This is a genomic window from Heyndrickxia oleronia, assembly GCF_017809215.1.
Lineage (GTDB): Bacteria > Bacillota > Bacilli > Bacillales > Bacillaceae_C > Heyndrickxia > Heyndrickxia oleronia.
This window is the reverse complement of the sequence record NZ_CP065424.1, coordinates 4,951,808-4,965,916: the sequence shown is the minus strand read 5'-3', so window position 1 is coordinate 4,965,916 and position 14,109 is coordinate 4,951,808. Positions and strand designations below refer to the sequence as shown.

11 protein-coding genes and 1 pseudogene are annotated in these 14,109 nt (G+C 37.0%); 6 read left to right on the top strand and 6 right to left on the bottom strand.

Annotated features, from left to right (window positions below; translation table 11 throughout):
- Positions 1 to 101 precede the first annotated feature (101 nt).
- A complete protein-coding gene (locus tag I5818_RS24855; RefSeq protein ID WP_078110348.1) occupies positions 102 to 968 on the top strand; it encodes a Cof-type HAD-IIB family hydrolase in 867 nt (288 codons plus the stop codon).
- A 14-nt stretch (positions 969 to 982) separates the two neighbouring features.
- On the opposite strand, the gene I5818_RS24850 is transcribed toward I5818_RS24855, so the two are convergent.
- Together I5818_RS24850 and I5818_RS24845 are read right to left on the bottom strand one after the other, a co-directional pair.
- Positions 983 to 1,642 carry a TetR/AcrR family transcriptional regulator gene (locus tag I5818_RS24850; RefSeq protein ID WP_058005745.1) on the bottom strand — a complete coding sequence of 220 codons (660 nt, stop codon included), beginning with the start codon at positions 1,640 to 1,642 and terminating at the stop codon, positions 983 to 985.
- Between the two features lie 44 nt (positions 1,643 to 1,686).
- A complete protein-coding gene (locus I5818_RS24845; protein ID WP_058005746.1) occupies positions 1,687 to 2,742 on the bottom strand; it encodes an ABC transporter permease in 1,056 nt (351 codons plus the stop codon).
- A gap of 164 nt (positions 2,743 to 2,906) precedes the next feature.
- Here I5818_RS24845 and I5818_RS24840 point away from each other — a divergent pair.
- Positions 2,907 to 4,342 (top strand): annotated as a pseudogene (locus tag I5818_RS24840) (IS6 family transposase).
- 215 nt (positions 4,343 to 4,557) lie between these two features.
- Here I5818_RS24840 and I5818_RS24835 read toward each other — a convergent pair.
- The 4 genes from I5818_RS24835 to pdxK form a co-directional block, all read right to left on the bottom strand.
- On the bottom strand, positions 4,558 to 5,295 hold the full coding sequence (locus tag I5818_RS24835; protein ID WP_078111447.1) for an ABC transporter ATP-binding protein: 738 nt from the start codon (positions 5,293 to 5,295) through the stop codon (positions 4,558 to 4,560).
- A 465-nt stretch (positions 5,296 to 5,760) separates the two neighbouring features.
- A complete protein-coding gene (gene bshB2 / locus I5818_RS24830; RefSeq protein ID WP_058005748.1) occupies positions 5,761 to 6,444 on the bottom strand; it encodes a bacillithiol biosynthesis deacetylase BshB2 in 684 nt (227 codons plus the stop codon).
- 30 nt (positions 6,445 to 6,474) lie between these two features.
- Positions 6,475 to 6,822 carry a YojF family protein gene (locus I5818_RS24825; protein WP_071977497.1) on the bottom strand — a complete coding sequence of 116 codons (348 nt, stop codon included), beginning with the start codon at positions 6,820 to 6,822 and terminating at the stop codon, positions 6,475 to 6,477.
- 141 nt (positions 6,823 to 6,963) lie between these two features.
- A complete protein-coding gene (pdxK, locus tag I5818_RS24820) occupies positions 6,964 to 7,779 on the bottom strand; it encodes a pyridoxine/pyridoxal/pyridoxamine kinase (protein WP_071977498.1) in 816 nt (271 codons plus the stop codon).
- 1,010 nt (positions 7,780 to 8,789) lie between these two features.
- On the opposite strand from pdxK, the gene rsgA reads away from it, so the two are divergent.
- The 4 genes from rsgA to I5818_RS24800 all read left to right on the top strand — a co-directional run bounded on the left by rsgA (position 8,790) and on the right by I5818_RS24800 (position 14,043).
- Entirely contained in the window at positions 8,790 to 9,848 is a 1,059-nt protein-coding gene (gene rsgA / locus I5818_RS24815) for a ribosome small subunit-dependent GTPase A (protein ID WP_071977499.1), read from the top strand.
- A 361-nt stretch (positions 9,849 to 10,209) separates the two neighbouring features.
- On the top strand, positions 10,210 to 10,881 hold the full coding sequence (locus I5818_RS24810; RefSeq protein WP_071977500.1) for a response regulator transcription factor: 672 nt from the start codon (positions 10,210 to 10,212) through the stop codon (positions 10,879 to 10,881).
- Positions 10,878 to 12,239, top strand: coding sequence for a HAMP domain-containing sensor histidine kinase (locus I5818_RS24805; RefSeq protein ID WP_078109660.1), 1,362 nt, complete (start codon positions 10,878 to 10,880; stop codon positions 12,237 to 12,239). The genes I5818_RS24810 and I5818_RS24805 overlap by 4 nt, the downstream gene beginning before the upstream one ends.
- Positions 12,240 to 12,342: 103 nt before the next feature.
- Entirely contained in the window at positions 12,343 to 14,043 is a 1,701-nt protein-coding gene (locus I5818_RS24800; protein ID WP_169846877.1) for a methyl-accepting chemotaxis protein, read from the top strand.
- Positions 14,044 to 14,109: the final 66 nt, after the last annotated feature.

Sequence of the window (14,109 nt, the reverse complement as noted above, 5' to 3'; positions counted from 1 at the left end):
TTCCTTCTTAATTCCATGCAAATCATTTATTTGAATGGAATTGTAAGCAATGATACAATATGGAAATACATGAGAATTCGGATAGAAAGGAAGATATCTTTATGATCCGATGTATTGCATCCGACATGGATGGTACACTATTAAATTCAAATCAAGAAATTAGCCAGCTCAATCGTGAAGCTATTTCATATGCTAAACAACAAGGGATTGAAGTGATCATTGCTACTGGTCGATCCTATGAGGAAGCCCATTATATATTAGAGGAATCAGGCATTAAATGCCCAATTATTGCAGTTAATGGTGCTGAAATCAGAAATGAACATGGGGAAATTACGCAAACAGCTGGGATTGATGGAGAGGTTGCCCAAGAGATTGGGAAGGCTCTTAATCAAATAGGCATCTATTTCGAAATATATACAAATAAAGGGAAGTTTACAGAGGATTATGAACGAAGTATAAGTGTAATCGTGGATATATACAAAACGGCGAATCCGGAAAAAGATATAAACGAAATTCGTTCAACTGTTGAGGAACACTTTGCTGGAGGCTTCATCCAATCGATTCAGGACTATGGAGTGATATTCTCTGACCCTGAATATATCATTTATAAAATTATTGTTTTTTCAAAGGATCATGAGCTTCTAGAAAAAGCGAGTGAATCATTAAAACGAATCGAAAAGATTAAAGTAACATCTTCGGCACAAGATAACCTGGAAATTAATGATATTCATGCACAGAAAGGGATAGCACTCGAAGCATTTGTAAAAGAAAAAGGGATTACCTTAGAGGAAACGATGGCAATGGGAGATAACTTTAACGATTTATCTATGCTGCAAAAGGTGGGACATCCTGTTGCAATGGGGAATGCTGAGCAGGAAATAAAAAACATCATTCCAAATCATACGACATCGAACAATGAAGATGGAGTGGGCAGGGCTATATATCAAGCATTGAATGTGTTGAAATAAAGAGGAGGAGTGTACTAACACTCCTCTTGCTTGACCGACAAACCATGTAAAATAAACTGAATCGTTCTTTCAACTTCTAGTTCATCATCCCAGTCTGCTTCGGGAAACATTAAATATCGTCCGATCACAAATCCGAGGATAGATGATGCAATCAATCTAATGGCCGATGGTGGCGGTAACTGTATCATTTCTCCTTTCTTTTGATAGGCATCCACAATAACTTTCAAACGCTCATATACTTTATTCATGACATGTTCTTTAAATTGTCCTCGTAATTCAGCATGGAAAGGGATTTCCTGTATGAGGATCTTTATGGATGGCAAATGTTTTTTTGCATATTCCATTCTGTTAATGATGACCGCTCTTAGAAAGTCTTCCAGGCTTTGATGTTCAGATAATAGGACCTTGTTAAAATCACGAATAAAAAGTGGTGCCATAAATTTAGCCATTGTTGGTGCAATAATCGATAGCAATAAATCTTTTTTTGTCTTATAATGGCGAAAAATTGTTCCCTCCGCTACGCCGGCTTTTTTGGCAATTTCACTAGTTGAAGTACCCGAATATCCTTTTTCAGAAAAAATTTCAACCGCAGCTTCAAGAATTTTCTTTTGTTTTTCTGTCATGTTTTCTTGGTTTTCAAAAAGCATTTCAAAAATATCCTCTTTTTCAGGCATGAAACCACTCCGATCTATTCGATCATGTCGAAAATACTCATCCTTTATATTTTACGATACTTTTTTAAAGCAAACACGTTTAAAACGACAAAGAGAAGAGCAAATCCAAAAAGTATTAATAAATCTGTACGTATATCACTAAAGCCCTTTCCCATATACATAATACTTCGTAAAGCATCTCCACCGTAATACATAGGCATAATTTTTGCGACTGCTTGGAGCCAATTAGCCATTCCTTCAACCGGTAAAATTCCTGCGAAAAATACTTGTGGAATAACAATAACAGGAATAAATTGCATCATTTGAAACTCTGTATTGGCAAATGCAGATAGTAAAGTCCCTAATGATAATGCAACAAGGGCTAACAATAAATTTATCAGCAGTACATTCCAGATAGAGCCTATCAGTGTTATATCTAAAATTTTTGTTGCATACAACACAATAATAACGGTCTGAATAATAGCAAAGATGCCATAGCCAAATAAATAACCGAGGACAATTTCACTTCGTTTGATAGGTGTTGCCACTAATCTTTCTAACGTACCTGTTGTTCGCTCCCTTAAAAGGGCAATTCCGGAAATAAGGAAAACGAAGAAAAAGACAAAGAATCCAACGAGAATGGGACTTAGTACATCAAAAAAGCTCGTATTTTTATTTCCATATACATAAGAAATATTTATATCCGGGCTCTGTAACGAAGCATTAGATACTTCATTTGCCTGCTTCATCTTCATTTCTAAAGTAAATAGTTGTTGAATTTTCATTTGTAATGCTTTGGCTGATGATGGGTCTGCGTTTTTTAACAGCAAGGTAGCATGATTATGGTCCATTTGAATCATGCCATCTAAATCCTCATTGATTAGTGTCTTCTCATTTAGTGATGTATATTTTTTTATTTGGATGTCATTCTTTTTAAGCTGTTGGATGAAAGAAGGATCCATGTTTGTTACACCAATTGTCATTTTTTTAGTTGAATCATTAGTAAATAGAAAGTGAACAAGTGTAAGAATGATGAGAGGTGCAATCATCATTAATGCTAATGTACGCTTATCTCGTATCATTTGCCGGCAGATCCTTTTAATTAATGCTGATATTTTCATTTCTTCTCCCCCCAGCCTTTAAAACGTATTGTCAAAACTTTTATAAGAAATAGGTTATAAAATCCTATGATAGAGGGCTTTTTAAGCAAAAAAATTGCCACCCCCTGAATTCTGGAGATAATTGAGGTTACCACACACCCAATTCCCAGAAAGGAAGTGACAAGTTGTACCCTCAAATTATAACCTATTTATTAACTTTAATTAAGTACCAAGATCAAATAATCCGGACTCTTCTTACGCTGCTTATTGGCAAGAACATGTTTGATAAGTCGAAAGAACAGCCGGTGAATCAGCCTTATCGAAAGCTCCAGGTGGATGAACTTCCTGTTATCGAGACTTTTCAAAAGCTGGATTATAAAACCCTAATGAAAGAGTACTCCGAAGAAAAAGGTAAGACACTAAAGCCTGTCAGACGTCATGCCAATTCCAAAACATCCGTACCATCCAACATTTCCTGCCCAAAGTGTGGTGCTCCAGCAGATTACCTTTATGCCAATAATGGAGGAAACGGACAGTACCAATGTAAGGTGTGTGCGTGTCTGTTCAATCAGAAAAACCAGTATGCCAAGGAAGCCATCCTGAAATGCCCGCATTGCTTGAAGACCCTTGAAAAAGTGAAGGAACGGAAAGACTTTGATATCTACAAGTGCAAGAATAATGCGTGTTCCTTCTACCAGCGGAACCTAAATGGACTTTCGTCCAAAGATAGAAAACGATTCAAGAAGAACCCCCAGGATTTCAAGATGCGATACCTATTTCGCCAATTTCACATTGAGTACAAGCCACTTTCCAGGAGTCACCCAAGAAGCCAAAAGTGGATTTATCTAGACTGTATGTGTCGCCCCACACCCTGGGACTCATCCTGACTTACCATGTGAATTATGGACTGTCCGCCCGAAAGACAGCTGCCTTAATGAAGGATGTTCATGGTGTGGATATCTCCCACCAAAGCATCCTGAATTATGAGAACAGTGTGGCCTTGCTTCTCAAGCCGTATGTGGACCATTATCCTTATGAGCTTTCCGACCAGTTCTGCGGCGATGAGACGTATATCCGGGTGGGTGGCCGCTGGCGCTATCTGTTCTTCTTCTTCGATGCGGTGAAAAAGATCATTCTGGCCTATCCCGTATCCCGGAATCGGGATACACAAGCAGCGATTCTGGCCATTGATGAAGTCTTGACGAAGTTCAAGGAAGTCCCGGAGGACTTGACCATCGTAGTTGATGGTAATCCGATTTATCTACTGGCCCAGCAATTCTTCGCCCAACATGGAATATCATTCGACATCAAGCAAGTCATCGGCCTTACGAACGAAGATCCAGTATCGGCTGAATACCGGCCGTTGAAACAGATCATCGAACGGCTGAACAGGACCTTCAAAGGCAACTATCGTCAAACGTACGGTTTTGGATCCGAACAAGGTTCCGTCTCCTATGTGACACTGTTTGTGGCTTATTTTAACTTTTTACGGCCACACTCAGCGCTGGAAGGGAAAGTCCCGGTCCTTCAACCAGAGTTGCTTCAACTGCCTAACATGCCTGCCAGATGGACCAAACTGATTGGTTTAGCCCAGGATTGGATCGAAGACCAGACAGCCTAGCTTTTGTTTAGCAGAGCCCCTTAACCAGCAGGCGGCGAAGCGTACTCTTGACAAACCGAACTTGCCAATGGTTTAAAATTGGAAAAACCGAGGGTTTATTTGGTATGCCTTCTTTTGTCCTCTTCGCCCTTAATGAACACATCACAAACCATTGGCGTGTTTGTCAAGAGCGACTGCGGCAGCACCTTCTCAAGTTCCGTGAAGAAATCCATCCCTTAGAATTGATTTTTCATAGAACTTTTGACACTACCCTTTAAAAATACTGCCTCTATTTGATTTACTTTGTACATCTTCATTAATTCTGAAGGTGAGCCAGTGGCAAGGATCTCTCCATCTCGAACCATTGCTAGACAATCACATTTTTCCGCCTCGTCCATGACATGTGTGGTGACGAGAATGGTCTTTCCAGCTTTTTTTAAATTGGCTAGCTCATTCCATATCGAGAGTCTTAGCTCTGGATCAATTCCAACTGTCGGTTCATCCAGAATGAGTATTTCAGGGTTATGAACTAAAGCGATAGCAAGAGATAGTCTCCGTTTCATACCTCCGGAATAAGCTCCCACTTTTTTGGAGAGATGAGATGTAAGGTCTACTAATCTAGCTGCATAGGCAATTCGTTGCTTTAATTCTGCCTTTTTTAATTTAAACAAAGAAGCAAAGAAAACCATGTTTTCCTCTCCTGTTAGTTCAGGATAAAGTGCATCGGATTGAGCCATATAGCCAATCCTTTGTAGAATATTAAGATTAGGCATTGTCGTATTTAATACATGAACAGTACCTGTTGATGTAGAGTCCATGCCAACAATAATTTTTATTAATGTAGTCTTCCCAGAGCCTGAAGGGCCGATTAGGCCATAGATTTGCCCGGAATGGATGGATAAATCAATCTTGGATAAGACATTCTTTTTTCCAAAGCTCTTGCTTACCTGATTAATCTGAATGACAGGATCCATTAAAAATACCCCCTAATTACAAAATGAGTGATTACTCACTTTAAATCATAAAGGGAGTCTATGTCTGGTGTCAATCAAAAAATGAGTGATTACTCACTTTGGTTTAGAACGAAAGACAAATAATCATAAATAAGGGGGAGAAATGTATCATGCGGGAATGGACAAATGATCTGAAAAAAAGAGAGATGCCCTCCATCAATGAGATGAAAGACAAATGCCTTAGGGGAAATAAAAGAAGTGTCCGCCAGATAGAATATACCAAACTAACCCTATTAAACAAAGCTTATACTCCCAATAAAGGATTCTAGCGGTTCTTTTGGAAATTGCAGTGTTTTTCAGTAAAATGATAGGTGTAGCAATCCTCAGTCGATATTTAAATTGTTATAACTTTACTTAAATAGCAACAATGTTTGAGAAAAGAGCCTAAACAAAAAAGCCACCCTTTAGGGTAGCCTGCTGTATAGATTATTTCACTTGATCATTTTCCCATTGGTAGTTCCAAAATCTTTCGTATTGTAGCCATGCGAGGGTTTCGGGATCTTTTTGCTTTAATTTTTCCTCACGATCAGCAATCATCCAACCAGTTTGTGAGATATGTGCTTTCATGGCACCGATTTTTTGATCAGTTACCGCACTTACATCATTGATGACATCCGGAGCACCGATTTCTTCTTCGTGGTTATTAGAAAACGCAACACAATGGAGCTTTGGTCGTTGTTCAACAGGTAGACGTCTCACGGCACGGACAACAGCTCTTCCTGTTGCTTCGTGATCTGGATGGACGGAATAACCTGGGTAAAAGGTGATAATAAGTGAAGGATTTAATTCTTCGATGAGACCTGTTACCATTTTTGTTAGTTTTTCATCATCCTCAAATTCAACTGTTTTATCTCTGTAACCCATCATTCTTAAATCTTGAATTCCCATGACTTCTGCTGCTTTTTGAAGTTCCTTTTTTCGAATATTAGGCAATGACTCTCTTGTTGCAAATGGAGGATTCCCAAGATTTCTCCCCATTTCTCCAAGGGTTAAGCATGCATAAGTAACTGGTGTTCCATTATTGACATGCGTGGAAATGGTGCCTGATACACCAAAGGCTTCATCATCGGGATGTGGGAATATAACTAGAACTTGACGTTCTTTTTCCATAAAAAAAAACTCCTTTCAACTTTTTGTCTCTTATTCAAATGGTGTTTCACTAATTTCTAGTGCAACTGCAAGTTTCCCATCATATCCATGGCCGGCCAGAAGCAAACGTCCTAGGTCATCTACTTCAAAATGGGTTAAGCCTTCTGCATAAATCCAGCCGATTGCAAGCTTCAATCCTACACGGTAAGGACCATCTCCAATAATCTTCCCATGTTCATAACTTACTTGGGCATTTCTTATATATGCTCCAGCGGAAAAAAAGGATTCATTAAAATGAGACGCATAGGCCCCATTAGTTGTTTCTAAATGTATATAGACTGTCTTACCTGATAACTCATTGATTTTTTCTTGCACAGCGGAGATTTGTATAGGCTCCATTTAAGAACCCTCCTTTTATAAAAATATTATCTACAAATCAATATAAATAAAGTATGTGATTATTTTACTAAAAATAGAAGGGGAAAGCGAAAAGATTGCTTTATAGAAAAAAAGGAGTGGGTCTCCACTCCTCTTTAAAGATTATTTATTTGCCACAAAACGTGTGTATGCCCCATGCATTACAGGTCCAACATATTGATTTAGTTTAAATCCATGTTCTATAGCAGCTGCTACAAATTTTTTCGCTAGGCTAACTGCTTCTTTTACAGAGCTTCCTTTTGCAAGCTCTGCAGTAATAGCTGCAGCAAATGTACAACCTGCCCCATGATTATATGTTGTATCTATTTTTTCATTTTCAAGTAAGGTAAATTCTGAACCATCATAGAATAAGTCAATAGCTTTATCATGATCTAGTTGTTTACCACCTTTAATAACTACATTTTTTGCCCCAAGATCATGAATTTTTACAGCTGCTGTCTTCATCTCATCGATAGTTTTAATTGGACCCGTTTTTGCAAGTTGTCCAGCCTCGAATAGATTTGGTGTAACAATCATTGCGCGTGGTACTAATAATTCCCGCATAGCATCTGTATTTTCAGGCTGTAAAACCTCATCTTCACCTTTACATACCATAACAGGATCAATGACAACCTGAGTTAGTTTATGCTCATCAATTTTACGGGCAGCTAACTCGATAATATCTACTGAACCGAGCATACCTGTTTTCATTGCATCAATTCCGACAGATAGAATCGTTTCTAATTGTGGTTCAACCGTTTTTACATCAATTGGGAATACATTATGATGCCAGTCATTATTTGGATCCATGGCAACAATGGATGTTAAGGCAGTCATCCCATAGACACCTAGTTCCTGGAATGTTTTTAAATCTGCTTGAATTCCTGCTCCACCACTTGAATCAGATCCTGCTAGAGTTAAAGTTTTTTTCATTGTCATGACTACTTCCTCCTCAATCAACGCGATAGATGAATTTTGATGAAAGGCTCTTTTCTTAAACTTTTGCTATTTAGTAAAAATATTCTTACTATCGATTTTTTTACGGTTGTTTTCTGTCTTCCTTTTTAGAATACAGAAAAGAGCTCGTAGCCTTAATTATAGGCTATAATCTATAGGCGAAAAGCAATAGGCTAAATCCTTTGGTGATTTGAACAATCCATGCGAAAACAGCCTTCCGAAATGAGTTCTATTTTAGAATAAACTAATAATTACATGATGACAAATGGATTTAACTGATAAAAGAAAAAAAGGGCGATTTTACAGTCCATATACATAAAAAATCTCTTTTTTAAAATATTGTTGCTATATGTAAATAGGGTTTTATCAAAAAAGATCGGTTAAAGGCCGCTACATCTTCTATTTCTTAGAGGCATGAAGAACCGCTGAATCCCTTTACTGGGTGGAAAAGCAAGCAGTTGGACATTTATAAAACCAAAAAACTATACGAAAACTGCTTAAAAAAAAGACTTTCTGTAAAGAATTTGTCGGCACAATACCTCATTATAGTATGGTAATCTCTAAAAAAGATCCATCTTTTGAGGTGAGCATTATGACAAATATTTATCAGAAAGCCTTTAAAAAAAGGGGGGATCATCGTCTTTCATTAGTATGGTCAGATTCTATGAATCTATACATTAAAATTTGAATAAAATCAATTTTTTGAAAAAAATATTTACAATTCACAGTTTTTGGTATACAATAAGTTCAATTAATATCAAAAAAAATTCCTGGAGGTGCATATATGATGAAAAATACATTAATTGCAGTTACATTCAATTTCATAATGCAGTCCATGGGAAATGATGATATTTAGTATTTTTCTGTTTTTACCATTAATGAATTTCTCTATATTCATGTATTGAACTAAAGACCATGGACTGCGACAAATCAGTTCATGGTTTTATTTTATTTAAAAATAATCATTACATTGAAAATGGAGGAAATTCAATTTGAATTTACAAACATTAGGCTGGAATCAATATTTTGAGGAAGCATTTAAAGAGTATAAAGAACAAGGTTATGAAGTGGGAAGAGTTATTTTAGAGCATAAAAGAATCTATCGTGTGTTAACAGAGAAGGGAGAACTGCTTGCAGAAGTTTCAGGGAAGATGCGTTTTCAAGCCTTGGAGCGACAAGACTATCCTGCAATAGGAGATTGGGTTGTGCTCACGCCTAGGTATGAAGAAAACAAGGCAACTATTCATGATATTTTGCCTAGAAAAAGCAAATTTTCTAGAAAAGTTGCCGGTATGACAACAGAGGAACAGATAGTTGCAACAAATGTGGACACAATTTTTCTTGTAAATGCATTGAATGCAGATTTTAATATTCGCAGGATTGAACGGTATGTATTAACTGCATGGGAAAGCGGAGCTAACCCAGTTATCATTTTAAGCAAGTCCGATTTATGTGAGGATATCGAGGAAAAGATTGCGCAGGTTGAATCTGTAGCATTTGGTGTTCCTATTCATGCAATTAGTGCCGAGCAGAATATAGGGATGGATCAGCTTGCTCCATATGTATATGAAGGTCAGACAATTGCTTTACTAGGTTCCTCGGGCGTTGGGAAATCAACCCTTACGAATGCATTATTAGGTAGTACGAAGCAAGAGGTGCAATCTGTGCGCGAAGGTGATGATCGTGGACGTCATACAACGACCCATCGTGAATTAATTATTTTAGATAAAGGCGGTATATTAATTGATACGCCGGGGATGCGTGAATTACAGCTTTGGGAAGCTGATGAAGGCTTTAGTCAGAGTTTTTCTGATGTGGAGGCGTTGGCTGAGAATTGTCGCTTTAGAGATTGCTCTCATATGAAAGAACCAGGCTGTGCTATACAAGAAGCGATTGATGATGGGATTTTAGAAAGAGATAGATATAATAGCTATGTTAAATTACAAAAAGAGCTTGCCTTTCTAGAAAGGAAGGAAAATAAGCGAGCAGCACTTTTAGAAAAGGCGAAGTGGAAAAAGATTACAAGTACTCAAAAAAAGAGTAAGAGATAAGAAAAGCGGAAAGCCCCTTGTTCTAGTACTAGCAAGCAATTATTCTCTTTTAAAAGGAAGTTAGCTTTTTGACCTATGCTGATTTCGTCCAATAAAGAATTCAGCGGTTCTTATAGGGGGGCAGCACTTTTCCCAATGAAATGAAAGGTGTAGCGTACTTCAACCGCTATTTAATTAAAACTTCTATTAATTAGAACAAAGTATGAGAAAGAGCTTTGCCCTAAAAGGGCTAGGAGCTGGACATTTAATTCGATAGTTTTTTATCTGTTAAAATGGGGACCTCTAGATTAGGTCCCCTTTAAAAATTTCAAAACTAATAATATACTAATTCCAGATATAGTTAATTAAGGTGGAATGCGAAATGGTACAGATTTTATACATAGAGGATGATCATGAAATTGGCAAATGGGTCACAGAAGAATTACATGATAGAGGTTATAAAGTGAAATGGCTTCAAACAGGTGAAGGCTCTTTGGGATATATACAGGAAGCGGATATTGTTGTATTAGATGTTATGCTCCCTGGCTTAGATGGCTTTACTGTAGGAAAACGTTTGAAAAAGGAAGCACCAAATGTACCAATCATGATGTTATCTGCACGGACTTCTGTGGAGGATAAGCTACAAGGTTTAGAGTTCTCTGATGACTATTTAACGAAACCGTTCCATCCAGATGAGCTTGTGGCTAGAATCGAAGTGTTATTAAGAAGGTTTCAGAAGCAGAAAAGGGAATCGTTTATTATCCAGCATTTAGAAATTATTCCATCCGAAAACAGGATTATTGATCAGCGAACAGGAGATGAAATTCTCCTTACTGGAAAGCAATATCATATCTTTCATTACTTTTTAAAGCATCCAAATCAAATATTAACGAAAGAACAAATTTATGAAGGTGTATGGGAAGAGCCTTATATTGATGGAGATAAAACATTAATGGTCCATATTCGCTATCTACGTGAAAAAGTTGAACAAGATCCTGCAAATCCCAAAATTATTGAAACGATCAGAGGAATCGGCTATCGGGTGAGGCAATGAAGCTTAGACATTCAATCCTTGGGAAATTCCTCCTTATCATTATGATTGCCGTATTATTTATTCCTATTGTCATTCCGGTTACTTCAGCCATTTTCTATATTCCCATTTTGACACGGGATCAAGGAGATACAGATGATTATTATAACGGTGTTGATTTAGAGAAGATGTGGCACAAAGAAGCAGCCTTATTGGGCGAAGCCGATGCCAGAGAGATCAATAATAAGCTTATTGAAATAAAAGAAAAATACCCAGATGCTACACTATTTTGGGTGAATAATGAGGGGAAAACGCAAAAACAATTACCAGTAAAAGAAGGGATTCCACAAATTTGGAGCTCTTCCTTTACGGTTGATTTTATGAAGAAAAGCTATGATAGTGATCCTTTTACGACGGTTGCTTTTATCGGAGGGAATAGGCAAAAAGGATTTATGGTTATGCAAATGCCCCGTAACAGAATGAATGCACCAATTGACGAACTAAGAAGTCGTTATGATTTTCTTTATAGTGTAGGGTTGCTTGGCTTATTTGTTATCTTTATTCTTCTTTCCTGGTTATTTGTTTATAAGCTACGAAAACGTCTCCTTTATTTGCAAAATGCTATGGCAGAGAAAGGTCCCCATGGAATTCCGGAGCCAGTTTCTGTAGGGAAAAAGGATGAAATTGGTCAGTTAGAGCATGCCTTTAATCGAATGATTGGCCAATTAAAGGAAGGAAGGGAACGAGAACAAGAAGAGGAAATGCTACGTCGTCAATTAATTGCAAATCTATCACATGATTTGCGGACGCCTCTTACTACTCTACGTGGTCATGTATATTCATTAAAAAAGGATCAACTGAGTGATCAGGGAAAAGAGTCTATCGAGATGATCGATCGAAAAATCACTTATATTGGACAATTGCTGGACAATCTTCTTTCCTACACACTATTATCTTCGGGTAAATACCCTTATTATCCACAAAAGGTAGATGTATTAAGAAATACTCGCCTAATTGCAGCTTCTTGGTATCCTGTATTTGAAAAAGAAGGTTTCAATGTAAATATTGATCTACCAGAGAAAAAGATTGAATGGACAATCGATCCAGGGTGGTTTGAACGCATTATTGATAATTTATTTCAGAATATCATTCGTCATACAAAAGAGGGAAGATATGTTGGAATTTCTGGATTCGAAAATGATGGACAATTTACGTTAATGTTAGAGGATCATGGGCAGGGATTAAACAAAGAATCAACGGATAAAGGAGCAGGAATCGGGCTTTCCATTGTTTCAATGATGTTAAAAGAAATGGATCTAACCTGGGAGATTGATTCAGATCGTCAAGGTACAAGAATAATGATAACAAATGTGAAAAAATAAGGAGTGTGATCACTCCTTATTTTTTTAACCACTAGAAAATTAATAAATTTTGTCGAAATAAAGAATGAAGATGACAAATATGTTGAAGTGGAGAAATGAACGAATGAAATGGAATGTACAAAGAAAGATTTTATCTGGATTTATCAGTGTTTTAATTTTATTACTTGTTTTAGCAGGAATTAGTTATAGTCAGCTTTTAACTGTCAATAAAACATATAGCAACTTGTTAGATGAACAAGTTGAAAAGGTTTCAATGGCAAAAGAATTAGATTTGCTCTTTCAACGTCAAAGTGCAAGTATTCGTGGTTATATTATTACGAATAATTCTGATTACTACAATCAATATCAAGAAGCTAGATCTCTTTATTTAAATACATCGAAAAAAATTAAAAAGCTTATTGCTAGTTCAAAAGGTAAGCAGCTTTATGAACAAATCGATTCGCTAGATAATCAATATTTTGATGCTGTTGATCTTGAAGTGAAATTATTTAAGGAGCACAATCAGGCAGAGCTTAATAAATTTATTACCAATGATTTGAAAGGTATAAGCGAAAATTTTACCGCTAGTGTGGATGCTCTAGTAGATCATCAGCAAAAACAATTAGATGAGACTCATGATCAAGTTAGGGAAAAAGTTAATAACATTAAGGTATTTATTATTGTTATTACTATATTTGCACTCCTAGTTGGTATTGTTATTGCGCTAGTAATAGGGCGAATGATTGCGAGACCAATTAAAAAAGTTTCTGGAATTATGAAATTAGTATCAGAGGGCGATTTACGGATTGATCCAGTAAAGGTTAGGTCTGAGGATGAAATTGGAGAGTTAGCTCGTTCATTTAATCAGATGGTAGAGGATCTCGCATTTGTAGTAAGACAAGTATCTGACTCTAGCATGCAGGTGGCTTCTAGTTCAGAGCAACTTACAGCTAGTGCACAGCAAAGCGCTAGTGCAGCAGAGCAAGTAACTCGTGTAATAACAGAAAATGCGAATGGAACAGAAAAGCAGCTAGAAACATTTTATGAAGTTAATGGTGCAGTAGATGAAATGGCAGAAGGAATGAACCAAATTGCACGAGCTAGTGAGGAAATGCTACATTCATCGGAAGAAACTAGTACACTTTCAGAACAAGGTGTTGCATCGATAACAAAGGTAGTAGCTCAAATGAATGAGATTCATACAACGGTTGAAGAAGCAACTAATATGATTCATTCTTTAGGAAGACATTCAGAGGATATTAGAAAGATCACTGAAATAATTACTGGTATTGCTAACCAAACAAACTTACTTGCTCTTAATGCAGCAATTGAAGCCGCAAGAGCTGGAGAGCATGGAAAAGGATTTGCTGTTGTAGCAGATGAGGTAAGAATATTAGCAGAAGAATCGCGTAAGTCATCTGATCAAATTTCAGCTATGATTGAACAAATTCAAGCGGAAACGAAAAAAACAGTTATATCAATGGAAGCAGGAAATAATAAGGTGGAGCAAGGACTTGCCTTTTCCAATGAGGCAAATGAATCCTTTTTCAAAATATCCCAATCAATTTCCACTGTGGCAAATAGGGCGGAACACGTGTCGTCGTCTGTTGAAAATATACAAAGTATAACATTAAAAGTAGCTAAGGCGATGGAGGGTGCTAAAAAGATATCTGAACAGGTAGCAAATGGTAGCCAAGAAAATGCAAGTGCATCTGAAGAACAGCTAGCAACGATGGAAGAAATCGCTAGCTCTGCAGAAAATCTATCTCACTTAGCAGAGGAATTACAGATGGTGATTTCAAAATTTAAACTAACGCAACAATGAAATAAATGAAAAGGAGTCGCTAATAAGTCGACTTCTTTTTTTGTTACTTTTTTAAACAAAATTTAA

Excerpts from the sequence above, each read along its gene's own strand:
- I5818_RS24855 (WP_078110348.1), top strand. The coding sequence starts at position 102 with ATGATCCGATGTATTGCATCCGACATGGATGGTACACTATTAAATTCA.
- I5818_RS24850 (WP_058005745.1), bottom strand. The coding sequence starts at position 1,642 with ATGCCTGAAAAAGAGGATATTTTTGAAATGCTTTTTGAAAACCAAGAA.
- I5818_RS24845 (WP_058005746.1), bottom strand. The coding sequence starts at position 2,742 with ATGAAAATATCAGCATTAATTAAAAGGATCTGCCGGCAAATGATACGA.
- I5818_RS24835 (WP_078111447.1), bottom strand. The coding sequence starts at position 5,295 with ATGGATCCTGTCATTCAGATTAATCAGGTAAGCAAGAGCTTTGGAAAA.
- bshB2 (WP_058005748.1), bottom strand. The coding sequence starts at position 6,444 with ATGGAAAAAGAACGTCAAGTTCTAGTTATATTCCCACATCCCGATGAT.
- I5818_RS24825 (WP_071977497.1), bottom strand. The coding sequence starts at position 6,822 with ATGGAGCCTATACAAATCTCCGCTGTGCAAGAAAAAATCAATGAGTTA.
- pdxK (WP_071977498.1), bottom strand. The coding sequence starts at position 7,779 with ATGACAATGAAAAAAACTTTAACTCTAGCAGGATCTGATTCAAGTGGT.
- I5818_RS24810 (WP_071977500.1), top strand. The coding sequence starts at position 10,210 with ATGGTACAGATTTTATACATAGAGGATGATCATGAAATTGGCAAATGG.
- I5818_RS24805 (WP_078109660.1), top strand. The coding sequence starts at position 10,878 with ATGAAGCTTAGACATTCAATCCTTGGGAAATTCCTCCTTATCATTATG.
- I5818_RS24800 (WP_169846877.1), top strand. The coding sequence starts at position 12,343 with ATGAAATGGAATGTACAAAGAAAGATTTTATCTGGATTTATCAGTGTT.